Here is a 26640-nt window from a genome sequence, read left to right as displayed (position 1 = left end):
TGTGACAACCGTTCCTGGGCTGCTCGACCGTGATGCCACCTCGTTATGTCCGGTGCACTGCCCGCTACACCCCATCCGCCCAAACTTCGTTTGGGCACCTTCCCCACTTCGTGGAGAAGGATAGTTGCGCCTCTCTGGGGGAGCGCGGGTAGATCCAGCTTCTGTTCCTTCCCGCATCCCCACAGTTTCCATTCCCAATGCAGGACCGGCCATGACCCCGCGTCTCGAACTGCGCGACATCACCAAGACCTATCCCGGCGTCGTTGCCAATGACGGCATCTGCCTCTCGATCCTGCCCGGCGAAATCCATGCGGTGCTGGGCGAGAACGGTGCCGGCAAATCGACGCTGATGAAGATCATCTACGGTGCGGCCCAGGCCGATTCCGGCGAGATCCTTTGCGACGGCAGGCTGATCGAGGCGCATGACCCGGCAAGCTCGCGCGCCCTCGGCATCGAGATGGTCTACCAGCATTTCGCCCTGTTCGAGTCCGTCACCGTCGTCGAGAACATAGCCCTCAGCGCTCCCGGCCCTTTCCGGCTGGACGAGCTTGCCGGGCAGATCACGGCGCTGTCGGAACGCTACGGCATGCCGATCGATCCCTGGCGCCGGGTGCACGACCTCTCGGTCGGCGAACGCCAGCGTGTCGAAATCGTGCGCTGCCTCCTGCGCACGCCCAAGCTCCTGATCCTGGACGAGCCGACCTCGGTGCTCACGCCGCAGGCGGTGGTGAAACTGTTCGAGACACTGCGCCAGCTCGCCGCGGAGGGCTGCAGCATCCTCTATATCAGTCACAAGCTCGACGAGGTGCAGGCGCTTTGCGACTCCGCCACCGTACTGCGCAACGGCCGGGTGACCGGTACCGCCAAGCCCAAGCAGAGCACCTCGGTGGAGCTGGCTCGGCTGATGGTCGGCTCGGCCCTGCCCGAGATGAAAGTCACGCCCTCGACGCGCAGCGGCGAACCGATCCTCAGGGTGCGCGACCTGTCGGTGCCATCCGGCAAGGGTAGCGTCGCCCTGCATGACGTCGGCTTCGAGGTGCATGGCGGCGAGATCGTCGGCCTGGCCGGTGTCTCGGGCAATGGCCAGGCCGAGCTGATCGCCGCCCTCAGCGGCGAGCGGCCTGTCGCCGATCACGAGGCCATCCATTTCGGCGGGCAGCCGGTCGGCCGGCTCGACGCCGCCGCCAGGCGCCGGCGCGGTTTCGCCTTCGTGCCGGAGGAAAGGCTCGGCCGTGGTGCCGTGCCGCCGCACGCCCTATGGGAGAACGCCGTGCTGACGGCCCATGGCAAGGAGCTGGTGCGCCATGGCCTTGTCGACCGCAAGCGGGCAATGGGCTTTGCCGGCAGCGTCATCGAGACATTCAAGGTCAAGGCGAGCGGCCCGCGAGCCAGCGCACGCAGCCTGTCGGGCGGCAATTTGCAGAAATTCATCGTCGGGCGGGAAATCGCGCTGGCCCCGAAGCTGTTCCTGGTTTCCCAGCCGACCTGGGGGGTCGATGTCGGCGCGGCCGCCTTCATCCACCAGACCTTGATCGATCTCAGCCGCGCCGGTGCCGCCGTGCTGGTGATTTCCGAGGAACTCGACGAACTCTTCGAGATCTGCGACCGGCTGTTGGTGATCTGCCAGGGGCGGGTCTCGCCGCCCCTCGTCCGGAGCCAAACCAATCGTGAGGAGGTCGGCCTGCTCATGACCCGCATCGGCGGCCAGAGCCAGACTAAAGCGTTTTGCGAGTAGACGGTGTCACCAAGAATCGCAAAGACGCGTCGAAACAAAGAGTTAAAGCAAACGAGCGTTCAGCCATGAACGCGCTTTGCTTGAGCGGGAGCAGTTCCGTTGCGCTTCAAGATTGAACAAAGACCCGAACCATCCACCGCCATGCGCCTCGCCGCGCCCCTGGTCGCGGCCTTGCTCACTTTGCTGGTCGGCTCGATCCTGTTCGCGGCGCTGGGCCAGGATCCGCTCCAGACCCTGCACGCCTTCTTCATCGCGCCGCTGAATTCGATGAACGGCGTATCGGAATGGCTCTTGAAGGCCTCGCCCCTGATCCTGATCGCCTGCGGTCTCGCCGTCGGCTTCCGCGCCAATGTCTGGAATATCGGCGCGGAGGGCCAATTGATCATCGGGGCGATCGCCGCCTGCGGCGTCGGCCTGTTCTATCCCGATCCGGAAAGCCGGCTGCTGTTGCCGCTGATGATCCTGGCCGGTGCGCTGGCGGGCATGGCCTGGGCCGCGATTCCCGCCTTCCTCAGGGCGTGGATGAACACCAACGAGATCCTGGTCACCTTGATGCTCACCTATATCGCCGGCCTGCTGCTGTCCTGGCTGGTGCATGGTCCCTGGCGCGATCCCGCCGGCTTCAATTATCCGCAAACGGCCCTGTTGCCGCCTGCCGCGATGTTTCCGGTCTTCGACGATGCCTATCGCCTCAACACCTCTGTGATCCTCACCGTGATCGGCGTGATCGCGATGTGGCTGTTCACCGATCGCAGCTTCCTCGGCTACAAGATGTCGGTGAGCGGCGCGGCTCCGCTTGCCGCCCGCTATGCCGGCTTCCGCGAATCCGCGGCGGTATGGACAGGCCTGCTCGCCGGCGGCGCGGCCGCAGGCATTTCCGGCATGGCCGAACTGTCCGGGCCGCTCGGGCAATTGTCCCCGCAGATCTCGCCCGGCTATGGCTTTGCGGCGATCATCGTCGCCTTCATCGGCCGGCTCAACGCCTTCGGCATCGTGCTCGGCGGGTTGTTGATGTCGCTTCTCTTCCTCGGCGGCGAAAGCGTGCAGCTCACCATCGGCCTGTCCTCCTCGCTCACCCGCATCTTCCAGGGCATCCTGCTGTTCTTCCTGCTCGCTGCGGATTTCTTCATCTTCTACCGGTTCAGCCCCGTGCGGGAGCATGCCTGATGGATCTGTTCATCGCGATCTTCACCGGCACCATCATCGCCGCCACGCCGCTGATCTATGCCGCACTCGGCGAATTGGTGGTGGAGAAATCCGGCGTCCTCAACCTGGGCATCGAGGGCATGATGCTGATGGGCGCCGCCTTCGCCTTCTGGGCGGTGATGGCTGGTATGCCCATGCCCGTCGCCATCCTGATCGGCGCGCTGGCCGGCGCCGCGGCCTCGCTGCTGTTCGGCGTCCTCGCTCTCACCTTCCTCACCAACCAATATGCCGCCGGCCTGGCGCTCGCCATTTTCGGTTCCGGCGTCTCCGCCTTTGTCGGGCGTAATTTCGGCAGCGCCCCGATCGAGGCCCTGAAGCCGCTCGACATCCCCGTGCTCTCGCAGCTTCCGATGGTCGGGCCGATGTTCTTCCGCTTCGACGCGATGGTCTATCTCGCCTTCGTGCTGTTCGGGGCGATCAGCTGGTTCCTCTATCGCACCAAGGCCGGCCTGGTCCTGCGCACCATGGGCGAGTCGCCGGAGACCTCGCATGCCATCGGCTATCCGGTCGTGCGCATTCGCTACATGGCCGTGCTGTTCGGCGGCTTGATGGCGGGCCTTGCCGGTGCCTATCTCTCCGTCGCCTATACGCCGCTCTGGGTCGAGAACATGACATCCGGCAAGGGCTGGATCTCGCTGGCTTTGGTGGTCTTCGCCACCTGGCGGCCGCTGCGCGTGCTGCTCGGCGCCTGGCTGTTCGGCGGCATGACCATCCTGCAATTGCAGGGCCAGGCGCTCGGCATAGCGGTGCCGTCCGAGCTGTTGTCGGCCCTGCCCTATCTCGCCACCATCGTGGTGCTGGTCTTGATCTCGCGCAATCGCCAGATGCTGGCCCTGCATTTCCCAGCCTCGCTGGCCAAGCCGTTCAGGCCGGCGGGATGAGGGCAAGACCGATTGACTCATTGGCCGAATCCGTCAAACCGCCCATGATGGCTGCCGCCCTTTCCTCCTGAACGAATTACAACGGAACCGCCCCGATGTCGCTCGACCTCATCGTCACCAACGCCACCCTGCCCGACGGACGCACCGGCCAGGACATCGCGGTTTCGGGCGGGCGCATCACCGCCATCGAGCCGGGCATCGCGGCCGAGGCGGCCCAGCGCATCGACGCCGGCGGCCATCTGGTGGCGCCACCTTTCGTCGACTGCCACTTCCACATGGACGCCACCTTGTCGCTCGGCCTTCCCCGACTCAACCAGTCGGGCACGCTGCTGGAGGGCATTGCGCTCTGGGGCGAGCTCAAGCCCATGCTGACCCATGAGGCGGTGATCGAACGGGCGCTGCGCTATTGCGATCTTGCCGTCAGCCAGGGCCTGCTGGCCGTGCGCAGCCATGTCGACATCTGCGACGACCGCCTGCTCGCGGTGGAAGCCCTGCTCGAGGTCAAGGCCAGGGTAAAGCCCTATCTCGACCTGCAGCTCGTCGCCTTCCCGCAGGACGGCTATTACCGTTCACCTACCGCCGCCAGGAACCTGGAGCGGGCGCTCGACATGGGCGTCGACGTGGTCGGCGGCATTCCTCATTTCGAGCGTACGATGGAGGACGGCACCGCCTCGGTGAAGGCCCTGTGCGCCATCGCCGCCAAGCGCGGCCTGATGATCGACCTGCATTGCGACGAGAGCGACGATCCCCATTCGCGCCATATCGAGACGCTGGCGGCGGAGGCTCATCGCCTCGGCCTGGGCCGGCGAGCTGCCGGCTCGCATCTCACCTCCATGCACTCGATGGATTCCTACTACGTCTCAAAGCTGCTGCCGCTGATCCTGGAGGCGGGCATCTTCGCGATCGCCAACCCGCTGATCAACATCACCCTGCAGGGCCGCCACGACACCTATCCCAAGCGTCGCGGCCTGATGCGCATTCCCGAGATGCGCGCGCTCGGCATCCCCGTGGCGCTCGGCCAGGATTGCGTGATGGATCCCTGGTACGGGCTTGGTGGCGCTGACATGCTGGATGTCGCCCATATGGCCGTGCATGCCGCGCCGATGACCAGCCGCGAGGCGATACGCTGGGCCTTCGAGGCGGTGACGTCGGTGCCCGCCGCGGTGATGGGGCTGGAAGATTATGGCCTCGCCAAGGGCTGCCATGCCGATTTCGTCATCCTGCAGGCGGCCGATACGATCGAAGCAGTGCGCATGCGCCCCACCCGCCTCGCCGTCGTGCGCCGCGGCAAGGTGATTGCGCAGACCCCGGCCCGGCGCAGTACGCTCGACCTGCCGGACCGTCCCGCCAGCCTCGATCCGGCGAGCTATGCACCCAAGGCCGCGGGGTGAATGGGGGCTGGTCTTCAGACCGGCCCGAAAGCACGACACTGGCCGAAAGGGTCAAGGCTGGTCTGAAGACCAGCTCCCCAATTCAGATTTGACCATCTGGACAGGCGTCACGCCAAAGGGCACATTGCTCTGGCAAGAGCCGTCAAGTGCTTGGCAAACCAGACGTTCCATCCCGTATTTCGAACCGTTTTAATCTTCATCCGACAAGAGAGGGGAATGACATGTCGCGTAGAGATCGCAGCCCGCTTCAGGGGGAACCAGGCCTGTCGCGCCGCCATTTCATCGGGCTCGGCGCCGCCGGCCTGGTCGCGGCCGGGCTGCCGCTGTCGGCTCTCGCCGCCTCCGGCAAGAAATTGAAAGTCGCCGCGATCTTCGCCACCCCGATCGAGGAGCCCTGGGACAAGCAGATCCACCTCGCCCTCACCAAGGCGGCGAAGGAACTCGACATCGACTACAAGTTCTCCGAGAAGGTCCAGGCGGCCGATTTCGGCCGTGTCATGCGTGAATATGCCCAGGGCGGCTATGAGCTGGTGATGGGCGATGCCTTCGCGGCCGAGCGCGAATCCCGCCGTACCGCCAAGCAGTTCCCCAAGACCGCCTTCCTGTTCGGTTCCGGCGCCGGCCCGGCCGAGCCCAATTTCGGCGTGTTCGACAACTGGATCCACGAACCGGCCTATCTGTCGGGCCTGATCGCCGGCAAGATGACCAAGTCCAACACCGTCGGCGCCGTGGCCGCCATGGGCATTCCCGAGGTCAACCGCCTGGTGAACGCCTTCTTCGCCGGCGCCAAGGAAGCCAATCCACAGGTGAAGAAGAAGATCACCTTCATCGGCTCCTTCTTCGATCCGCCCAAGGCCAAGGAAGCTGCAATCGCCCAGATCGACGGCGGCGTCGACGTCATCTATGCCGAACGCTTCGGCGTGATCGACGCGGCCAAGGAAAAGAAGATCTACGCTATCTCCAACATGTCCGACCAGTCAGACCAGGGACCGGACACCGTGATCACCGGCCCGGTCTGGGACATGTACCCGACCGTGCAGCAGGCCATCAAGATGGTGCGGGCCGGCGTGTTCACCGCGCAGGATTACGGCGACTTCTCGCGCATGGCCAAGGGCGGCTCCTCGCTCGCGCCCTATCACAAGTTCGACAAGCTGCTGCCGGCCGAGGTGAAGGAACTGGTGGAGAAAAAGAAGGCGGAAATCCTCGCCGGCACCTTCCGCGTCGACGTCGACGAGAACACCCCCGTCTCGGACTGAGCATAATTTACCCTCCCCTGGAGGGGGAGGGTCGACGCGCAGCGTCGGGGTGGGGTGGCCAGCGCCCCTCAACGACGGTGTCGACATTGATGGTTTGGAAGAAAATTATTGCCGGCCATCACCCCACCCCGGACTTCGTCCGACCCTCCCCCTCCAGGGGAGGGTAGATCCAGGCCGATCTTTGCCCATGCCTCCTTCCCCTCCCCTCGTCGAGATGCGCGGCATCTCCAAGCGCTTCGGCGCCGTGCAGGCCAATGCGGACGTCGATCTCCTGGTGCGCCCGGGCGAGATCGTCGGCCTGCTCGGCGAGAACGGGGCCGGCAAGACCACGCTGATGAACATCCTGTTCGGCGCCTATGCGGCGGATGAGGGCGAGATCCTGATCGACGGGCAGGCAAGGCGCATCCAGAATTCTGCCGACGCGCTCAGCGCCGGCATCGGCATGGTGCACCAGCACTTTCATCTCGCGCCCCGCCTGAGCGTACTCGAAAACCTGCTGGTCGGCCTGCCGGGACGGGGCGGGCGGCTCGACCGGGTGGGCGCCCTCGCCCGCCTCGGCGAGATTGCCGCCAAGTTCAATCTTCGCCTCGATCCAGACAGGCCGGTGTCCTCGCTTGCTGTCGGCGAGCAGCAGCGCCTGGAGGTGATCAAGGCCCTGTTTCGCGGCGCCAGACTCCTCATCCTCGACGAACCCACCGCCGTCCTCGCTCCTGAGGAAGCGGAAGGGCTGTTCAAGGCGCTGCGGGCGATGACGGCCGAGGGCCTCGGCATCATCTTCATCTCGCACAAGCTCACCGAGGTGCGCGCCATCACCGATCGCTGCGTGGTGCTGCGCCATGGCCGCGTCGTCGGCTCGATCGCCGAACCCGCCAGGACTTCCTCGTCCGAGATGGCGCGGCTGATGTGCGGCCAGGAAATCGTGCCGCCGCAACGTCCCGCCTCCGAGCCCGGCGCCGTCGTCCTGTCGCTCGATGATGTCTCGACCGACCGGCATGGCGGCATGCGGCTTGCCGGCGTCTCGCTTTCCGTGCGCGAGGGCGAGATCCTCGGCATCGCCGGCGTGACCGGCAATGGCCAGCGCGCCCTGGCGGATGTGATCGCCGGCATGCTCGCTCCCTCGGCCGGCACGCTGAAGATCGCCGGCGCCAAGGTCGTACCCTATGGCCCGCGCCGCGTGCAGGAGATGGGGCTCGGCCGCATCCCCGAGGACCGCATGACCCAGGGCATGGTCACCGCCCTGCCGCTTGCCGACTCGATGGTGCTGCCGCGCGTCGGCACCGCCGCCTTCTCGGCGCGCGGCCTGCTCAAGCCTGGCGCCATCCAGGCCTTCGCCGAGGAACAGATCCGGGCCTTCGACATACGCTGCCCCGGGCCAATGGCGCGGGCCGGCTCGCTGTCCGGCGGCAACATGCAGAAGGCCCTGCTGGCGCGAGAACTCGCCTTCGATCCGAAGGTGCTGATCGTGGCCCAGCCCACGCGCGGCCTCGACGTCGGTGCCGCCCGCTTCGTGCATGAGCGCTTTCTGGATCTGCGTGCCCGCCGGCGCGGCCTGATCGTGATCAGCGAGGATCTGGAGGAGCTGCTCACCCTCTCAGACCGCATCGCCGTGCTCTATGAAGGGCGCGTCGCCGGCATCCTGCCCGCCGGCGAAGCCACGATCGAAAAACTCGGCCTCTTGATGACGGGAGCCCACTGATGCTCAGGCTGGAACCCCGCCAATCCACGCCCGTTTGGCTGAATCTCGCTCTGCCCGTGCTGGCGATCGCGATTGCGCTCGTCCTGTGCAGCGGCCTGATCATGCTCGCGGGCGCCAATGTCTTCGAGGCCTATGGCCTGATGCTGAAGGGTGCTTTCGGCGATTTCTACGCCTTCACCGAAACGCTGGTGAAGGCCGCACCGATGATCTTCACCGGCCTCGCCGTCGCCGTCGCCTTCCGCGCCAAGTTCTGGAACATCGGTGCCGAGGGCCAGTTGATGGCCGGCGCGGTGGCGAGCTGTTTCGTCGGCAGCTTTCCGATGCCCAGTGCCCTCGCCTATGTCGCCATGGCGCTCGCCGGCGCGCTGGCCGGCGGCGTCGCCGCGCTGATACCGGCCCTCCTCCGAGTGAAACTCAAGGTCGACGACGTCGTCTCCTCGCTTCTCCTCAATTCGGTGATCCTGCTCGGTGTGCTCGCTTTGATCGAAGGGCCCTGGAAGGATTCGCTCTCGGGCTATCCGATCTCGCCCCCGATTGAGGACAGCGCCAATTTCCCGGTGTTCTTCGAGGGCACACGGCTGCATCTGGGCGTGCTGGCGGCCCTAATCGCGGCGCCGGCCGTCTGGTTCCTGATCACGCGCACCACGCTGGGCTTTGCCATCCGCGTCACCGGCGAGAATGCCGAGGCGGCGGCCTATGGCGGCATCAAGGTCAATGCCATCCTGGTCGCCACCGCCTTGCTTTCGGGTGGGCTGGCGGGCCTTGCCGGCGTCGGCGAGGTGGGCGGCGTGCATTTCCAGGTGATGGGGGACCTGTCGCCGGGCTATGGCTATAGCGGCATCGTGATCGCCATGCTGGCGCGCCTCAATCCGCTCGGCGTGGTGCCGGCGGCCCTGTTCTTCGCGGCGGCGATGACCGGCGCTGAAGCGATGTCGCGCGCCACCGGCGTGCCGGTCTTCCTGGCCGACGTCATCCAGGGCACTTCGCTGCTGACCATGCTGGTCGCGCTGCTGTTCACCTCCTATCGCCTGCGCTATCAGAGGGCCGCAGCATGAACCTGGTCCTCGAACAGATCTTCCAGGTCGGTTTTTTCGCGGCGACCCTGCGCATCGCTACCCCGCTGATCTTCGCCACGCTCGGCGAGCTGATCTCGGAGCGATCAGGCGTACTCAATCTCGGCATCGAGGGCATCATGCTGCTCTCGGCCATGACCGGCTTCACCGCCGCCTACTTCACCGGTAGCCCCTGGCTCGGCGTCCTCGCCGCCATCGCGACCGGCGCCCTGCTCGGGGCGCTGCATGCCGTGCTGACGGTGGCGCTCGGCCTCAGCCAACATGTCTCGGGTATCGGCATCACCCTGTTCGCCTCTGGGCTCGCCTATTTCTTCTATCGCCTGGTGTTCGGCCAGCAGGCCTCGCCGCCGACCATCGCCGCCTTCCAGCCTGTGCCGATCCCCGGCCTTGCCGAGATACCGATCCTGGGGCCGATCCTGTTCCAGCAATACGCCCTGGTCTATCTCGCGCTGATCGGCGTCATCCTGACCGCCTTCCTGATCTATCGCACGCCCTGGGGCCTCGGCCTGCGCATGGTCGGCGAAAATCCGCGTGCCGCCGATTCCGCCGGCATCAGCGTCACCGCACGCCGCTTCGAGGCCGTCATCCTCGGCGGCGCCCTGATGGGCCTTGGTGGCGCCTTCCTCACCATGGCCCAGTTCAACGCCTTCACCTTCGGCGTGATCTCGGGGCGCGGCTGGATCTGCATTGCCCTGGTGGTGTTCGGGCGCTGGGATCCCCTGCGCGCCACCGGTGCCGCCCTGCTCTTTGCCTGCGTCGACGCGCTGCAACTGCGCCTGCAGGCGGTGGGCCTGGGGCATATCCCCTACCAGATCTTCCTGATGCTGCCCTTCCTGCTCACCATCGTCGCCATGGCGATGATGTCGCGCAACGCGGTGGCGCCGGCTGCCCTGCTCAAGCCCTTCCGCAAGGAGGAGCGCTGAGAACAACAAGGATTTATCGGAAGGCTTGTGGGCGGTAGAAACTTTCCTACCTTACAAGGAAGGAGACGCACGATGGCCGATGTCGAAAAAGTGGGCGTTTCTTTGACACCTGAATATGCCGACATAATGCGCTAGGTGGTCGAGGCAGGCGAGTATGCACCGGCTAACGAGGTCATGCGTGAAGCACTGCGCGATTGGAAGTTTCGTCGAACTCAGCGCGAACAAACAATCGAGGAGCTGCGCCGTATTTGGGATGGTGACCAAGCTTTTGCCCGCATGCGAAAGCGCATCGGCACAAAATTCCAAGACCTCGATCATTCCTCGGTGTGAGCGGCTTTTCCCGACAGCGGAATGCAAGCTATGAACGATGACAAGAAAGATATCATCTCGGGGAATTGGACGGGCAGAGGTCTGCCCGCTTCAGATGCGGCCAATGCAACTAAGCGGCCACTTCATTGGGGAGCGGGTATTGGCGCTTTAGTTGGAGTGACCTCCGCACAAGGGCACTGGCTATTGGCGATGGGGATGTTCGGGTTGGTGCTCGCTGTCTGGATGATAGGGAAGCTCAAACGGCGCCCTTCACACAAGCCCTAAGCAGCCATCTTTCCCGACAGTTGTTTTTCGCGAACAGTTTCTGTGTGAGCAAGCTTAGGTTTTGCTGCCGGCCGCAACAAAATGCAGCCGGTCCTGCCTTTCGCCTTGCCTCCGCCTGCGCCTTGCCGCTAGAAGGAGGCCATTCAGAAGGACCCGGTGAAATTCCGGGTGGCTCTTCCGGCCGCCGATCCGCCGGATAACGCAAATGGCGCGACAGCATCATCCAACCCGTTTCAGCGGGTATGGCCGCATGTCCCTTGCGAATTTTCTCATGAACAAATTGTCTGCCTATTCCCGGGAATGGTTTTCCAATCCGCGTGGCGACGTGCTTTCGGGCATCGTCGTCGCCCTTGCCCTGATCCCCGAAGCCATCGGCTTTTCGGTGATCGCGGGCGTCGACCCCAAGGTCGGCCTCTACGCCTCCGTGGTGATCGCCTGCGTGATCGCCTTCACCGGCGGGCGCCCCGCCATGATCTCGGCGGCCACCGCCTCCACCGCCGTGCTGATGACGGGCCTCGTACGCGACCACGGCTTGCAATATCTGTTCGCGGCCACCATCCTGATGGGCGCGTTCCAGATCATCGCCGGCTTCCTCAAGCTCGGCCGGCTGATGCGCTTCGTCTCCCAATCGGTGATGACGGGCTTCGTCAACGCCCTGGCGATCCTGATCTTCCTGGCCCAGCTGCCCGAGCTCGTGCATGTACCGGTGGCAACCTATGGCCTGATCGCCCTCGGCCTCGCCATCATCTATCTGTTTCCCTATGTCACCAGAGCCATTCCGGCACCTCTGGTCGCGATCGCCGTGCTCACTGCCATCGCCTGGGGTTTCGGGCTGGACGTGCGCACGGTGGCCCATCTGGGCGAGCTTCCCTCCACTTTGCCGAGCTTCGGTCTGCCTGAGGTGCCGCTGACGCTGGAAACGCTACGGATCCTGACACCGGTGGCGCTCACTCTGGCGGCCGTGGGCCTGCTCGAATCCCTGCTCACTGCGCAGATCGTCGACGACATGACGGATACGCCGAGCAACAAGAACCGCGAATGCGCCGGCCAGGGTATCGCGAACATGGCCTCGGCCCTGTTCGGCGGCATGGGCGGCTGCGCCATGATCGGCCAGTCGGTGATCAACGTGTCCTCCGGTGCGCGCGGCCGCCTGTCCTCGCTGGTGGCCGGTGGCTTTCTCCTGATCCTGCTGGTGGCGCTGCAGGATCTGCTCGCCATCGTGCCGGTCGCCGCCCTGACGGCGGTGATGATCATGGTCTCGATCAACACCTTCTCCTGGCGCTCGCTCCTGCAATTGCGCAGCAACCCCGTGCCTTCCTCGGTGGTGATGCTGGCAACCGTCGGCACCGTGGTTGTAACGGCCGACCTCGCCAAGGGCGTGCTGGTTGGCGTGCTCCTGTCGGGCGTGTTCTTCGCCGGCAAGGTCTCGCGCCTCAGCCGCGTGCGCTCGACCCTCTCGGCCGACGGCAAGGAGCGCGTCTACCGGGTCGAAGGCCAGATCTTCTTCGCCTCGGCAGGCACCTTCAGCGACGCCGTCGATGTGCAGGAACCCGTCGAGCGGATCGTCATCGACGTCGGGGCGGCGCATTTCTGGGACATCTCGGCGGTCGGCGCACTCGACCGCATCGTCCTCAAGGCGCGCCGCCACGGGCGCGAGGTCGAGGTCGTCGGCCTCAACGAGGCCAGCGCCACCCTGGTGGAACGCTTCGCCGTGCACGACAAGGAAGGCCAGCCCCGCTCCCTGCCCTCGCATTGAAGCGCGCTTCGTAAGGCCTTTGAAATCAGGGGACTCTGCCATCTCGTGATGGAAGAGTCCCTTTACCATGCCGGGCTCTTTCCCGCCCCGATGGAGCGCGATCAAAGACTCTGCTTGAAATGTTCTTGTTTTGTTCTAGTCTGAGCGAAACGGATCATAGCCATGACGATACGCGTTCCCCCTCCTTCTGTCCTCGCCGGCCAACGAGCCGAGAAGCTGGCGGAATTGCGTGCCCTGCTGCCCCGGCTCGACCATGTGCATGCCGATGCCGGCGTGCTGCCTTTTGGCATCGGGGCGATCGACGCGCGCCTGCCGGGTGGCGGCCTCGCCTTGGACGGCCTGCATGAAATTGCGCCGCAAACCATTTTCGACAATGGCTGCGCACTGGGTTTCCTCGCCTCCCGCCTGTCCCTGCGCCAGGCCAAGGGCATGGTCTGGCTGGTGACCTCGCCGCGCGGCCTGGCCGGCCTCGGGCGGCTCTACGGCCACGGCCTCAACGCCCTCGGCCTCGACCCCGCCGGGCTCATCATGGCCGCGGCCGGCGACGAGACCGAGGCCGCCTGGGCCATGGAGGAAATCCTGCGCTCCGGCGCCGCCGCGGCGGTGGCAGCCGTGACGGGCGGCGGCATGGACGCCGCCACCAGCCGACGCCTCCAGCTCGCGGCAGCCTCCGCCCCCTGTCCTCTCTTCCTTCTGCGCCCGCCTTTGGCCGCGCCTTCCCTGGCCGCGATCACCCGCTGGCGCATCGGCGCGGCCGCCGGGCCGCGCGATCGTTTCGGCCTTCTCACCGCCTGGCGCTGGCACGTTCGGCTCGAGCGCAGCCGCAACGGGCAAAGCGGATCCTGGCTCATGGAGTATGACCATGCCTCGCATCGTCTCGATCTATCTGCCACGCTGGCCGATCCAGCGCTTTCTCGTCGCCCAGAGCAACGCGCCAAGGTCGCTTGATACGATCGATGCTCATTACCCCTTCGTCCTGACGGTCGATGCCGCCGGAGGCCCGCGCATTGCCGCCGCCAGCAAGCCGGCCGAGATCGAGGGCCTTGCCGCGGGCGGGCTGGTCGCCGATGCGAGAGCCAAGGTGCCGGGGCTGCAGACCCGCCCGGCCATGCCGGAGGCCGATGCCAGGGCCCTGCACCGGCTCGGCCTATGGGCGATGCGCTATACGCCCTCCGTGGCCCTCTATCGCGAGGCCGACGGGGCCGACGGCCTGTTCCTCGACGTCACCGGCGCCAGCCATCTGGCGGGCGGCGAACAGACGCTTCTTGCCGACATCGTCAAGCGCCTGCGCCATCTTCGCCTCGGTGCGCGCGTGGCGCTGGCCGACACGCCGGGCGCGGCCTGGGCACTCTCCCGCTTCCATGCCCAGAACGGCACTGTCATCGCCGAGGACGGCGATCCCGGCCCGGCCCTTGCCGATCTGCCCCTGGCGGCCCTGCGCCTTGGCGACGTAACAGTCCAGACCCTGCGCCGCCTCGGCTTCACCCGTATCGGCGATCTCATCGGCAAGCCGCGCGCCCCCTTCGCCGCGCGTTTCGATGCGATCCTGCTCAAGCGCCTCGACCAGGCCATGGGGCGGCGTGAGGAAGCCCTCGCCTTGATCGAGCCGCCGCCGCTCTATCATCGCAGCCGCCAGCTCCTCGAGCCGGTGGTGAGCCAGGCGGCCGTGGTGCATGTCGCCGCCCGCCTGATGCAGGACCTGGTTCCCGCCCTCGTCGCGGGCGGGGTGGCAGCACGCGCCTTGCAGTTGCGCCTGTTCCGGGTCGATGGCGAGGTGCGCACCATCCATATCGGCCTTGCCGCCGCCACGCGCGATCCGGCCCATATCGCCAGGCTGGTGGAGCTCGACCTGGAACGGCTGGGCGAGACCATCGATGCCGGCTTCGGCTTCGAGACCATCAGCCTGACCGCCACCGTCACCGAGAAATTCGGCCAGCGTCAGAGCCGCCTGTCCCTCAAGGAAGGACGCCGGGATGCGCCGCCGGCCGATGCCGCCGAACGCCGGGCCGAGTTGATCGACGCCCTCCGCCAGCGCCTCGGCCCCGGCAGCGTACAGCGGCTCCATCCCGTCGCCCGGCACGATCCGGCCTTTGCCGAGGAGGCACGCGATGCCGCCGATCCCGAGCCAACTTGGCCGGCGGCCGATGGCTCGCATCAGCGGCCGCCTCTGTTCCTCGACCAGCCCGAGCCCCTGCAGATTCTTGCGACCAGCCCGGAAGGCCTGCCCGACCATGTCCGTTGGCGTGGCTCGTCCCATCGCATCACCGCACTGCAGGGGCCGGAGCGCATCGCCGGTCCCTGGTGGGAAGCGGCTCCCCCGGCCCTGCCCGACAAGCCGGGCAAGGAGGAATATGGCTGGGGCAAGATGGGGGAGGAATCGCCTGCCCTCCCCGACAGCGAAAGCCCTAAGAGCCAGAAGCGCAACCGCTTCGAGGATGGGGAAGCCACGCGTGAGCGCGCTGTCCTGCTGCCCGCGCCGACCCGTCAGGACTATTACGTCGCCGAGACACAGCACGGCCAGCGCTTCTGGCTCTGCCATGACGGCCGGCAGAACTGGTCCCTGCGAGGGCTGCTGGCATGAGGTATGAAAGAGAGGCCTATAGCGGCCATGCCGTCATTCCCGGCAGGGCGAAAGACCAGGCGCTTCCTGCGGATTTGCCGGCCCCTGCCCCACCTGCCTATGCCGAATTGGCCGTCACCACCAATTTCTCCTTCCTGCGCGGCGCCTCCTTCCCGCAGGACATGGTGCGGCAGGCCCACAGGCTCGGCCTGGCCGGCATCGGCGTCGCCGACCGCAACTCCTTCGCCGGCGTGGTCAGGGCCCTGCGCGAAGCCAGGAAATATCCGTCCCTGCACTATCTGCCCGGCGTGCGCCTCGTCACCGTGGATGGTTTCGAGGCCATCGCCTATCCCACCGACCGCGAGGCCTATGGCCGGCTCTGCCGCCTGCTCAGCGACAACAACAAGCGCATGGTGCGCGCGAAAGGCGAGTGCCAGTTCGGCTTCGAAGCCATTCTCGCCGCCTGCGAGGGGCAGAAGCTGATCGTGTTGCCGCCCGACACGCTCGATCCCCTCTTCGTCGCACGGGCAACCAGACTGGCCGAGGCCGCGCCAGGCTCCATCTATCTCGCCGGCAGCCACCGCCTCAAAGGCGACGAGCCCCGCCGCCTCGGCCTGCTCGCCGAGCTGGGCGAAAGGATCGGCGCCCCGATGGTTGCTATCAACGATGTGCTCTACCACGTCCCGGCCCAGCGGCCGCTCGCCGACATCCTCACCTGCATCCGCGAGAAATGCACCTTGGCCGAAGCCGGCTTGCGGCTCGAAATCAACGAAGAGCGCCATATCAAGTCGCCCGCAGAGATGGCCGTTCTCTTCGCCGATCATCCGCAGGCCTTGGCGCGCACGCTCGAAATCGTGGAGGCGTGCACGTTCAATCTAAGGGAGCTGAAATACGAATATCCGGACGAACCCATTCCGCCAGGCAAAACCGCCCAGCAACACCTGGAGGACTTGGCCTGGGCCGGTGCCAGGAAGCGCTTTGCCCGCGGAGTGCCGGAAAAAGTCGTCAACGCCGTTCGCGCCGAACTCGCTTTGATCGCCAAGCTGGAATTCGCGCCCTATTTCCTCACCGTGCATGACATCGTCGATCATGCCCGCAATACCCTCAAAGTCCTCTGCCAAGGACGCGGTTCGGCCGCGAACAGCGCCGTTTGCTATTGCCTGGGCATCACCGAGGTTAATCCTGAAGAAACGGAACTGTTGTTTTCGCGTTTCATCTCTGAAAACCGCGGCGAGCCACCGGATATCGACGTCGATTTCGAGCATGAACGGCGCGAGGAAGTCATCCAGTACATTTATGATCGCTACAAACGTCATCGTGCGGCAATCTGCTCGACCGTCATTCATTACCGTTCCAGGCGGGCGGTGGGCGAAGTCGGCAAGGTATTAGGCCTGACGCCGGACGTGACGGCGGCGCTGTCGAAGACGGTCTGGGGCATGGGCATGCAGACCTGGACACCCAGTCGGGTGCGCCAGGCGGGCCTCGATCCCGACAATCCGGTGATCCGCCAGGCGCTGCATTTCACCGCCGCCCTCACCGGCTTTCCCCGCCATCTGTCGCAGCATGTCGGCGGCTTCGTGCTCACGCGCGAGAGGCTTGATGACACCGTGCCCGTCTGCCACGCCACAATGGCGGACCGTACCTTCGTCGAATGGGACAAGGACGACATCGACGAATTGGGAATGATGAAGGTCGATGTTCTGGCGCTCGGCATGCTGAGCTGCATCCGGCGCGGGCTTGACCTGCTCGAACGTCATTACGACCGGCGCCTCGGCGCGATCGCGGCCCTGCCCCGCGACGATGAGGCCACCTACGACATGCTGTGCAAAGCCGATTCCGTCGGCGTGTTTCAGGTCGAGAGCCGGGCGCAGATGTCGATGCTGCCGCGCCTGAAACCCCGGAAATTTTATCACCTCGTCATTGAGGTCGCGATCGTCCGCCCCGGCCCGATCCAGGGGGGTATGGTACACCCCTATCTCAGGCGGCGAGATGGTCTCGAACCCATCATCTTTCCCTCACCTTCTCCCGAGTTCGGGAAAAAGGACGAGCTTGAGGACGTGCTGGGCCGCACGCTCGGCGTTCCCCTCTTCCAGGAACAGGCCATGGAGATCGCCATCAAGGCCGCCGGCTTCACGCCGGACGAGGCCGATGGCCTGAGACGCGCCATGGCGACCTTCCGGCACACCGGCACGATCGGCAACTACAAGGAGATGTTCATCGGCGGCATGGTGCGCCGTGGCTATGAACAGGCCTTCGCCGAGCGTTGCTTCAGCCAGATCGAGGGCTTCGGCGAATATGGCTTTCCCGAAAGCCATGCCGCCAGCTTTGCCGTGCTGGTCTATGTCTCCGCCTATATCAAATGCCACTATCCCGACGTCTTCTGCGCCGCCATCCTCAACAGCCAGCCCATGGGCTTCTACCAGCCGGCGCAGCTGGTGCGGGATGCCGAAAATCACGGCGTCGAGATCCGGCCCGTCGACGTCAATTACAGCGAATGGGACTGCACGCTGGAACCGGCCGGCGACCCCACCAAACACCGCTTTGCCGTGCGTCTGGGCATGCGGCTGGTCTCCGGGCTGAAGAAAGACGAGATCACGGCAATGGCCGGCCGGCGCGGCAACGGCTTTTCCAGCCTGGAGCGCTTCGGCACGGCAAGCGGCCTGCCATTGGCGGCGATGCAGAAACTGGCGGAGGCCGATGCCTTCCGTTCTCTCGGCCTGGACAGGCGCGAGGCGCTCTGGGCGGTGCGTCGCTTCGAGACCATCGGCATCGGCGCTACCAGGACGAGCCGGGACATGCCGCTGCTGGCCGCCGATTTCGACGATGCCCTGTTCCCCGAGCCCGCCGTCGCCCTGCCCGTGATGTCGCAGAGCGAGCATGTGCTGGAGGACTATCAGTCGACGGGCCTGTCGCTCAAGGCCCACCCCTGTTCCTTCCTGCGCCCGCAATTGCAGCATCTCGGCGCCATCACCAACGAGGCGCATCGCGAGGGTAAGTTCAAGCAGGACAGCCTCGTCACCGTCGCCGGCCTGGTGGTGACGCGCCAGCGCCCCGGCACGGCCAGCGGCGTCGTCTTCATGACCATCGAGGACGAGACCGGCATCGCCAACATCATCGTGTGGTCGCGGACCTTCGAAAGGAATCGCCGTGCGGTGATGAATGCCCGTTTCGTCGCCATACGCGGCCGGCTGCAGCGTGCCAGCGACGTGGTGCATGTCATCGCCGAGGAAGTGCTCGACCTCTCCGCCGAACTCGCCCGCCTGCGCGACATGTCGGATGGCGCTTCACCACCGCCGCCGCCAGCTCAGCTTGAACTCAGCCTGTTCAAGAGCCGGGATTTCCATTGAGGAATTGGGCATGCCTGCCATCCGGGAGCAGATCCAGCTCGGGCTCGATTTCGGCCGAGAGGAGCCCATTGCCGTGCTGCGCGAGCGCCTGCTCGCGGCCTACGGCCCGCAGCGCCACGCCCGGCGACACACGCCGCCCGAGCAATTCGTCAAGGCACTGATCAGCTCGGAGACCTATGATCGCGACTCCGAAAAGGACTTCCAGGCCCTGTGCGAGCATTTCCGTCCCCTCGACAGGCTGGGGCAGGCCGACCCCCGCGAGGTGCTCACGCAGCTTGCCAACGTTACCCATCCCGAGAAGAAAGCCAGCCAGCTGGTGGCTTCGGTCGGTCGCATCGTCGAGCAGCGGGGACGCTTCGATCTCTCCCATCTCGCCGCGCTTTCAGTCGAAACCGGGATGGAGCTGCTCCAGCTTCATGACGGCATCGGCCCCAAATGCGCGGCGGCGGTGCTCAATTTCTCGACGCTCAGGCGGCGTGTCTTCGTGGTTGACCGGCACATCAGGCGTTTCGGCGAACGCTTCGGCCTGCTGCCCGACAATGCCAGCTTCACCAGGGCCCATCAGATCATGCTGCGCCTGATGCCGGCGAGCTGGGATGCCGACGACCTCTACGAACTGCACTGGCTGATCAAACGCTTCGGCCAGGAGGTCTGCACCAGCCAGCGTCCGCTCTGCTCGCGATGCGGGATGGCGGACCTGTGCCGGCATGGATCCGCCTTGGCATCAAAGATCCCGAGGCGATAGGTTCGATGCTGCCCTATGCCCTCGAAACCATGACGAATGAGACACAACTTCCTTCTCCCCTTGCGGGAGAAGGTGGCGCGTAGCGCCGGATGAGGGGTGTCAGTACATATCCCAAAAGGTCGCGGATCTCCCCTCATCCGCCCCTACGGGGCTCCTTCTCCCACAAGGGGAGAAGGATTCTCGCGCCTAATCCTGTAAATCTCAGGCCTGTCCCTGCGTCCGCTCCAGCAGCGACAACCAATTCTCATGGCCGATCTTGTGCAGCAGGGCCTGCGAATATCCCGCAGCGCGCATCCTCTCGATCAGGCGCGGCAGGCCGGCGACGCTGCCGATGGCGGCGGGGATCACCGCGCCGTCGAAGTCCGAACCGAAGGCGACGCCATCCTCGCCCAGACGCTCGACCAGGTAATCGAGATGGCGCACCATGACGTCGAGATCGGTATCCGCACGCATGGCGCCGTCCGGCCGCAGGAAGCAGGTTGCGAAATTGAGGCCGACGACACCGCTGCTCTCCCTGATGGCATCGAGCTGCCTGTCGGTGAGATTGCGCGTGGACTGGCACAAAGCGTGGACGTTGGAATGGGTGGCGACGAGCGGCGCCGTGCTCAACCCGGCAACGTCCCAGAAGCCCTTTTCGTTGAGATGCGAAAGGTCAATCATGATGCCGCGCTTGTTGCACTGCCTCACCAATTCGCGGCCGATCTCGGTCAGGCCGGGACCGGTATCCGGCGAGGCCGGGAAGCGGAAAGGCACGCCATGGGCGAAGATGTTGGGGCGGCTCCAGACCGGCCCGATCGAGCGCAGGCCGGCGGCGAAGAGCACGTCGAGGCTGGCGAAATCGGCATCGATCGCTTCCGCCCCCTCGATATGCAGGACGGCCGCGATCTTGCCGGCCGCCATGGCGGCACGGATCTCGGCGGCGCTTCGGCAGATGGCGACATCGTCGGGAAAGGCCCGTTCCAGTCGCAACATGATCGACAGCATGCCGACGGTCGAGGCCTGTGCCTTCTCCCAAGGCAGCAAGGGCGGCAGCGGCAGATCATAGCTCGCGCCCTTCATCTCCTCGTCCATATTGGTCGTCGAGGCCTGGGGAGGCGGGAACATTGCGAAGAAACCGCCGGCAAAACCGCCGGCGCGCGCCCGGGGCAGATCGATATGCCCGGCACCGTCGCCCTTACCGAACATCACCTCGGCCGATTTTGCCTTGCTGGAGGCTAGATGCAGCAACGTGTCGTTATGGCCATCGAAGACAGGGACGATGGCTGACGGTTCGACGGTCGGGTTCATGGGGCTGTCTTTCCAGGCCGGCAGCGCGATCATTCGGCCCGGGAGGGGCCGGCCTTCTCACCCAGGCGCTGCCACAAAGGATGCCTGAGAGAGAGCAAGCCCGGCCTTCGCGGCCGGGCCTGTTTCGTGGAGCGAATGTCGAGCGGGAGATCCTCTTCGATCAGCCCCGCAGCGACTTCAGATGGGCCACCAGCCCCTTGGTCGAGGCATCGAGCCCGTCGACGGTCGCGCCTTTCACCACCGGCAGCAGGCGCGAAGCGAGCTCCTTGCCGAGTTCCACGCCCCACTGGTCGAAGGAGTTGATGCCCCAGATCACGCCCTGCGTGAACACCTTGTGCTCGTAGAGCGCCACGAGGCGGCCGAGCATGCGCGGGGTGAGCTTGCGATAGGCGATGGTGGTGGTGGGGCGGCTGCCGGGGAATTCCTTGTGGGGAGCCAGAAGCGCGATCTTCTTGTCGTCGAGGCCCTGGGCCTTCAACACTGCAGTCGCCTCCTCCTGCGAACGGCCATGCATCAGCGCTTCGGTCTGCGCCAGGCAGTTCGCCATCAGGATGGCGTGGTGATCACCCATGCCGGCTTCATGCGGCTCGGCCGCGATGAGGAAGTCGGCCGGGATCACATTGGTGCCCTGGTGGATGAGCTGGTAGAAGGCGTGCTGGCCGTTGGTGCCGGGTTCGCCCCAGACCAGGGGACCGGTTTCCGAGGTCACCGGCGAGCCGTCGAGATGCACGCGCTTGCCGTTGGATTCCATGTCGAGCTGCTGCAGATAGGCCGGAAAGCGCCCGAGCCGCTGGTCATAGGGCAGCACGGCATGGGCGGCATAGCCCATGAAATTGCGATGCCAGATGCCGATCAGGCCCATCAGCACCGGGATGTTCTTCTCCAGCGGTGTGGTGGCGAAATGGTGGTCGACCTCATGGCCGCCGGCCAGGAATTCCGAGAAGTTCTCCGGCCCGACGGCGATCATCAGGCCGAGGCCGATGGCCGACCACATCGAATAGCGCCCACCGACCCAGTCCCAGAAACGGAACATCCGGTCCTTGTTGATGCCGAAGGCCTCGACCGCGACGATATTGGTGGAGATCGCCGCGAAATGGTCGCCCACCGCCGTCTCGCCCAGCGACTTGGCGATCCATTGCCGCGCCGACTGGGCGTTTGTCATGGTCTCGATGGTGGTGAAGGTCTTCGAGGAAACCAGGAACAGCGTGCGCGAAGGGTCGAGCCGCGACAGGGTGTCCGCCATGTCGGCGCCGTCGACATTGGAGACGAAATGGGCGCGCGGGCCGTCGGCATAGGGCGAGAGGGCACGGGCGCCCATGGCCGGGCCGAGGTCGGAGCCGCCGATGCCGATATTGACCACGTCGGTGAATTTGTCGCCGGTGGCGCCACGCAGCTCGCCCGAGCGAATTTTCTCGGCGAAGGCATAGCAGCGCGCCAGTTCCTCATGCACGTCGGGCACGACATTCTTGCCGTCAACCCGGATGTCGGCATCGGCAGGCGCGCGCAGGGCCGTATGCAGCACCGCCCTCCCCTCGGTGGTGTTGATCTTGTCGCCCTTCAGCATCTCGTCCCGGCGGGTCTCGATGCAATGCGCCCGCGCCAGCTGCAGCAGCAGGGACAGCGTCTCGTCGGCGATGCGGTTCTTGGAAAAATCCACCAGCACGTCGTCGAGGGTGAAAGAGAACTTGGCGAATCGGTCGGGATCCGCGGCGAAAAGGTCGCGCGTCGTCGTCGAGGCCAGTTTCTGTTTGTGGGCTTCGAGATCCTGCCAAACCTTTGCGGCCTGTGAATGCTCCATATCCGTTTCCCTTCCTCATTGTCCGAAGGCATGCCAAACTGCGGGGTGTGTTTGTCGCCCGGAGCGGGGGCATAAATCAATATTGGAACTGAAGGCATATGACGATTTCGGAAAGCATCAAGGCTCTGGCAACCGAGGCGACCGAATGGCGCCGTGACATTCATCGCCACCCGGAGTTGCTCTATGACGTCGAGCGCACGGCCGGGTTGGTGGCCGGGCTCCTGCGCGATTTCGGCTGTGACGAGGTCGTCGAGGGTATCGGCCGCACCGGCGTGGTCGGCGTGATCAGGGGGCGCCCCGGTTCGCGCAGCGTCGGCATGAGGGCCGACATGGATGCGCTGCCGATCCTGGAGGAGAGCGGCGTGCAATATGCCTCCACCGTGCCGGGCAAGATGCATGCCTGCGGCCATGACGGCCACACCGCCATGCTGCTGGGCGCAGCCAAGAACCTTGCCAGCACGCGCGATTTCAGCGGCAACGCCGTGGTGATCTTCCAACCAGCCGAAGAAGGCGGCGGCGGCGGCAAGGCCATGGTGGAGGACGGCCTGATGGAGCGCTTCGCCATCGAGGAAGTCTACGGCATGCACAATCTGCCGGGCTTGGCGCCCGGGCATTTTGCCATGTGCCACGGCCCGATCATGGCTTCCAGCGACACGTTCGACATCGACATCACCGGCCGGGGCGCCCATGCCGCCCGCCCGCATGAGAGCATCGATCCGGTGCTGGTCGCCGCCCAGATCGTCACGGCCCTGCAGAGCATCGTCTCGCGCAATGCCGATCCGCTCGACAGCGCGGTGATCTCGGTGACGACGATCCAGACAGGCGGGCCCTACAACGTCATCCCCTCCACCGCCCATCTGCACGGCACCTGTCGCGCCCTCACCGCCGGCATGCGCGCCTTGCTGGAGAAACGCCTGACCGAGGTCGCCGAACTGACAGCACAGGCCTTCGGCGCCAAGGCCAGGGTCACCTATCGGCATCAATATCCGGTGACGCGCAACCACGACGCCCAGACCGATTATTGCGGCGAGATTGCCCGCATGGTGGCAGGCTCTGCCGCTGTCGACACGGCCGCTCCGCCGATGATGGGGGCCGAGGACTTTTCCTACATGCTGGAGGCACGGCCCGGTGCCTTCATCTTCATCGGCAATGGCGACAGCGCCGGCCTGCACAACGCCGCCTATGATTTCAACGATGCCATCATCCCCGCCGGGATCAGCTATTGGACGCAACTGGCGCAAACACGGCTCGCCGGCTGAGAGCGTTGCCGTCTAGCCGAAACCATCACTGACGACACGCCCAGGCTCCCTGTTTCAAGGAACGTTCCGCATGTCCGATCGCGTCTCCCGGCCGTCCCTGGTCGCGCCCGACGACGACCCTCATCTCTGGCTGGAGGATATCGAAGGCAAAGATGCTCTTGCCTGGGTCAACGAACGCTCGCAGGCAACCCTGGGCCGCTTCGGCACCGCCGGTTTCGAGCGCGATCGCGATGCCCTGGCCGCAATCCTCGATCGTCCCGACCGAATTCCGGGAATCGGCCGGCGCGGCGAGTTCGTCTATAATTTCTGGACGGATGCCACCAATCCGCGCGGCCTGTGGCGGCGGACCACCCTCGCTTCCTACCGGCAGGCGGAACCGGCCTGGGATGTCCTGCTCGATCTCGACGCCCTTGCCGCGGCTGAGGGCGAAGACTGGGTCTGGGCCGGAGCATCGCTCGAACCCCATGAGCGGCTGCGCGCCATCCTCAGCCTGTCGCGCGGCGGTGCCGATGCGGCCGTGCACCGCGAATTCGACCTTGCGACGCGGAGCTTCGTCCCTGACGGCTTCACGCTGCCGGAAGCCAAGGGCGGTATCGCCTGGCTCGACGCCGACACGTTGCTGCTTTCCAGCGCACTTGGCGAGGGCATGGCGACAACGTCGGGCTACGCGCGCACGGTGCGCCTGTGGCGGCGCGGCGAAGATCCCCTGAAGACAGCGATCGTCTTCGAGGTCGATCCCACCTCGATGTCCGTCTGGGCCGGCATCGACCGCACCGACGGCAGCGAACGCATCTGGTTCCTCGAAAAGCCCGTCTTCTTCGAGACGCGCGGCTGGCTCGGCGACAGGAACGGCCCGGGCGAGGCCATCGACCTGCCGGCCGATTCGCAATGGGACGTGTTCGGCGACTGGCTGGGGGTGAAGCTGCGCACGGCCTGGGCTCCCACCGGTACCCGTTTTGCCGGCGACACCCTTCTCGGTATCTCCCTCTCCGCCTTCCGAGCGGGCAGCCGCGATTTTCAGATGCTGTTCGAACCGGCCGAGCGCCGCACCCTGGACGGCTTCTTCTGGAACCAGGGACAGCTCGTGCTGTCGATCCTCGACAATCTCCAACCCCGCTTCGAGCTCGTTAGTCCCTCGCCCGAGACCTGGCGCAGGCATGCCATCGACGTGCTGCCCTCCACGGGCGTCGTGCATGTCTGGTCGCTCGACGCGGAGGAGGCCGACACCAATGGCGAGGTGATGGTGTCGCTGCAGGACCCGATTACTCCGCCGCAAATGCTGCTGCTCGATGTAAGCAGGCCGGAGGCGGTGCAGAGCCCCCTCCTCCTCAAGCGCAGCCCCGACGCCTTCGACAGCAAGGGGCTCAAGGTCATCAAGCACGAGGCAGTCTCGGTCGACGGCGAGAAGATCCCCTATACGCTGGTCGGGCCTGCCGGCGAGACCGGCGAGGCACCGGTTCATCTCACGGCCTATGGCGGCTTCGGTGTTTCCGTCCTGCCCAGCTACAGCGCCTCGATCGGCAAGCTCTGGCTCGAACGGGGCGGCACCTCGGTCACTGCCAATATTCGCGGCGGTGGCGAGTTCGGCGCCCGCTGGCACGAGGCGGGCCGGCGCGAGGGCAAGCATCTCGCCCATGAGGATTTCGCGGCGGTAGCCGCCGACCTGGTCAGGCGCGGCATCACGCGGCCCGGGCGGATCGCGGCGGAAGGCGGCTCCAATGGCGGCCTCCTCATCGCGAACATGCTCACCCGCCACCCCGAGAAATTCGGCGCGCTGTTCTGCACCATCCCGCTGATCGACATGCGTCGCTACACCAAGCTTCTGGCCGGTGCGAGCTGGATCGATGAATATGGCGATCCGGACAAGCCGGAGGACTGGGCCTTCCTGCAGAAGATCTCCGCCTATCACGTCGCCGATACCGGCTCCTATCCGCCCATCCTGCTGGCCACCACACGTCGCGACGACAGGGTTCACCCCGCCCATGCCCGCAAAATGGCGGCCAAGCTGGAAGCGCTCGGCCATCGCGTCCATTTCTACGAACCGGAGGCCGGCGGCCACGGCTATGGCAAGGATAGCCGGGAACGCGCCTCCTTCATCGCCCTCGGCTATGCCTTTCTGCGCCAAGCCATCGGCTGGGAGAGTGAAATATGAGCGACCCGGTCCTGCCTGATTATGCCGACGTCGTCGCCGCCGCCGAGCGCATCCGCGGACAAGCCCATCGCACGCCGGTGATGACCTCGCGCAGTTTGGACGAGGAGCTCGGCGCACAGGTCTTCTTCAAATGCGAGAACTTGCAGCGCATGGGCGCCTTCAAGTTCCGCGGTGCCTTCAATGCCCTGTCGCGCTTCGACGACGAGCAGAAGCGCAGGGGCGTGGTGACCTTTTCCTCCGGCAACCATGCCCAGGCGATCGCCCTTGCAGCCCGCATCCTCGGCATTCCCGCCACGATCATCATGCCGCATGACGCACCGAAGGCAAAAGCCGAGGCCACCAAGGGGTATGGCGGCAAGATCATCTTCTATGATCGCTATACCGAAGACCGAGAGGTGATCGGGCGAAACCTGTCGCATGAGCAGGGTCTCACGCTGATCCCGCCCTACGACCACCCGGACGTACTCTGCGGCCAGGGCACCGCAGCCAAGGAACTCTTCGAGGAAGTCGGCGAACTCGATGCCTTCTTCGTCTGTCTCGGCGGCGGCGGGCTGCTCGCCGGATCGGCCCTGGCAACGCGGGCACTCTCGCCCAACTGCCGGCTCTACGGAGTCGAGCCGGAGGCCGGCAATGACGGCCAGCAATCCTTCCGCGCCGGCCGGATCGTCAGGATCGATACGCCCCGCACCATCGCCGACGGCGCGCAGACCCAATATCTGGGCGCCCATACCTTCCCGATCATCAAGCGCGATGTCGACGACATCCTCACCGTCTCGGATGCTGAACTCGTCGACTGCATGCGTTTCGCCGCCAGCCGCATGAAGCTCGTGATCGAGCCGACGGGCTGTCTCGGCTTTGCTGCCGCCCGCGCCATGAAGGCCGAACTCGCCGGCAAGCGTGTCGGCGTGCTGATCAGCGGCGGCAATGTGGATTTGGAGCGTTTTTGCGAATTGCTGGCGGAATAGGCCGGCTCTTGGTTCT

The 26640-nt window shown here is 65.5% G+C and carries 19 protein-coding genes and 1 other annotated feature; of the genes, 17 read left to right on the top strand and 2 right to left on the bottom strand.

Annotated features, from left to right (window positions below; genetic code table 11):
* The first annotated feature begins 211 nt into the window (after window positions 1-211).
* From QM672_RS11775 to QM672_RS11710, 14 genes are all read left to right on the top strand, one after another.
* Complete coding sequence (locus tag QM672_RS11775) at window positions 212-1735, top strand: ABC transporter ATP-binding protein (protein ID WP_415082744.1); 1524 nt, start codon at window positions 212-214, stop codon at window positions 1733-1735.
* A 99-nt stretch (window positions 1736-1834) separates the two neighbouring features.
* Window positions 1835-2902 (top strand): ABC transporter permease, encoded by a 1068-nt coding sequence (locus QM672_RS11770; RefSeq protein ID WP_415082742.1) that lies wholly within the window; start codon window positions 1835-1837, stop codon window positions 2900-2902.
* A complete protein-coding gene (locus tag QM672_RS11765) occupies window positions 2902-3822 on the top strand; it encodes an ABC transporter permease (RefSeq protein WP_394309990.1) in 921 nt (306 codons plus the stop codon). Before QM672_RS11770 ends, QM672_RS11765 begins: the two co-directional genes overlap by 1 nt.
* A 95-nt stretch (window positions 3823-3917) precedes the next feature.
* Window positions 3918-5213 carry an amidohydrolase family protein gene (locus QM672_RS11760; protein ID WP_415082740.1) on the top strand — a complete coding sequence of 432 codons (1296 nt, stop codon included), beginning with the start codon at window positions 3918-3920 and terminating at the stop codon, window positions 5211-5213.
* A gap of 221 nt (window positions 5214-5434) precedes the next feature.
* Entirely contained in the window at window positions 5435-6469 is a 1035-nt protein-coding gene (locus tag QM672_RS11755) for a BMP family ABC transporter substrate-binding protein (protein ID WP_415082738.1), read from the top strand.
* 187 nt (window positions 6470-6656) lie between these two features.
* Window positions 6657-8165 (top strand): ABC transporter ATP-binding protein, encoded by a 1509-nt coding sequence (locus QM672_RS11750; protein WP_367623988.1) that lies wholly within the window; start codon window positions 6657-6659, stop codon window positions 8163-8165.
* Window positions 8165-9220: an ABC transporter permease gene (locus tag QM672_RS11745; protein WP_415082736.1), complete on the top strand. Its 1056-nt coding sequence runs from the start codon at window positions 8165-8167 to the stop codon at window positions 9218-9220. The genes QM672_RS11750 and QM672_RS11745 overlap by 1 nt, the downstream gene beginning before the upstream one ends.
* Window positions 9217-10161, top strand: a complete 945-nt coding sequence (locus QM672_RS11740; RefSeq protein WP_415082734.1) for an ABC transporter permease — start codon at window positions 9217-9219, stop codon at window positions 10159-10161. Before QM672_RS11745 ends, QM672_RS11740 begins: the two co-directional genes overlap by 4 nt.
* 174 nt (window positions 10162-10335) lie before the next feature.
* Entirely contained in the window at window positions 10336-10491 is a 156-nt protein-coding gene (locus QM672_RS11735; protein ID WP_415082732.1) for a hypothetical protein, read from the top strand.
* Window positions 10492-10901: 410 nt separating this feature from the next.
* Window positions 10902-10957 (top strand) — a sequence feature (sul1 is cis-regulatory element that is thought to sense ions involved in sulfur or methionine metabolism; They are found in Alphaproteobacteria).
* Between the two features lie 69 nt (window positions 10958-11026).
* Window positions 11027-12511: a SulP family inorganic anion transporter gene (locus QM672_RS11730; RefSeq protein WP_367623991.1), complete on the top strand. Its 1485-nt coding sequence runs from the start codon at window positions 11027-11029 to the stop codon at window positions 12509-12511.
* Window positions 12512-12673: 162 nt separating this feature from the next.
* Window positions 12674-13459, top strand: coding sequence for an ImuA family protein (locus QM672_RS11725; RefSeq protein WP_367623992.1), 786 nt, complete (start codon window positions 12674-12676; stop codon window positions 13457-13459).
* Window positions 13374-15092 (top strand): Y-family DNA polymerase, encoded by a 1719-nt coding sequence (locus QM672_RS11720; protein ID WP_415082729.1) that lies wholly within the window; start codon window positions 13374-13376, stop codon window positions 15090-15092. The genes QM672_RS11725 and QM672_RS11720 overlap by 86 nt, the downstream gene beginning before the upstream one ends.
* Window positions 15089-18418 carry an error-prone DNA polymerase gene (locus tag QM672_RS11715; RefSeq protein WP_415082727.1) on the top strand — a complete coding sequence of 1110 codons (3330 nt, stop codon included), beginning with the start codon at window positions 15089-15091 and terminating at the stop codon, window positions 18416-18418. Before QM672_RS11720 ends, QM672_RS11715 begins: the two co-directional genes overlap by 4 nt.
* A gap of 10 nt (window positions 18419-18428) precedes the next feature.
* Window positions 18429-19163, top strand: a complete 735-nt coding sequence (locus tag QM672_RS11710) for an endonuclease III domain-containing protein (RefSeq protein ID WP_415082725.1) — start codon at window positions 18429-18431, stop codon at window positions 19161-19163.
* A 201-nt stretch (window positions 19164-19364) separates the two neighbouring features.
* Here QM672_RS11710 and QM672_RS11705 read toward each other — a convergent pair whose 3' ends face one another.
* Together QM672_RS11705 and pgi are read right to left on the bottom strand one after the other, a co-directional pair.
* On the bottom strand, window positions 19365-20450 hold the full coding sequence (locus QM672_RS11705; RefSeq protein ID WP_311933292.1) for a dipeptidase: 1086 nt from the start codon (window positions 20448-20450) through the stop codon (window positions 19365-19367).
* A gap of 160 nt (window positions 20451-20610) precedes the next feature.
* Window positions 20611-22248 (bottom strand): glucose-6-phosphate isomerase, encoded by a 1638-nt coding sequence (pgi, locus tag QM672_RS11700; RefSeq protein ID WP_311933293.1) that lies wholly within the window; start codon window positions 22246-22248, stop codon window positions 20611-20613.
* A 98-nt stretch (window positions 22249-22346) separates the two neighbouring features.
* Between pgi and QM672_RS11695 the strand changes: the two genes are divergently transcribed.
* The 3 genes from QM672_RS11695 (at window position 22347) to QM672_RS11685 (ending at window position 26624) form a co-directional block, all read left to right on the top strand.
* Complete coding sequence (locus tag QM672_RS11695; RefSeq protein ID WP_311933294.1) at window positions 22347-23507, top strand: M20 aminoacylase family protein; 1161 nt, start codon at window positions 22347-22349, stop codon at window positions 23505-23507.
* Window positions 23508-23577: 70 nt separating this feature from the next.
* On the top strand, window positions 23578-25659 hold the full coding sequence (locus QM672_RS11690) for a prolyl oligopeptidase family serine peptidase (protein WP_415082722.1): 2082 nt from the start codon (window positions 23578-23580) through the stop codon (window positions 25657-25659).
* Window positions 25656-26624 (top strand): threo-3-hydroxy-L-aspartate ammonia-lyase, encoded by a 969-nt coding sequence (locus tag QM672_RS11685; protein WP_311933296.1) that lies wholly within the window; start codon window positions 25656-25658, stop codon window positions 26622-26624. Before QM672_RS11690 ends, QM672_RS11685 begins: the two co-directional genes overlap by 4 nt.
* The last annotated feature ends 16 nt before the right edge of the window (window positions 26625-26640 follow it).

Origin of the sequence: Labrys sp. (in: a-proteobacteria), assembly GCF_047605565.1 — a bacterium.
GTDB classification, from domain to species: domain Bacteria; phylum Pseudomonadota; class Alphaproteobacteria; order Rhizobiales; family Labraceae; genus Labrys; species Labrys neptuniae.
This window is presented reverse-complemented; position numbering and strand designations above follow the sequence as displayed.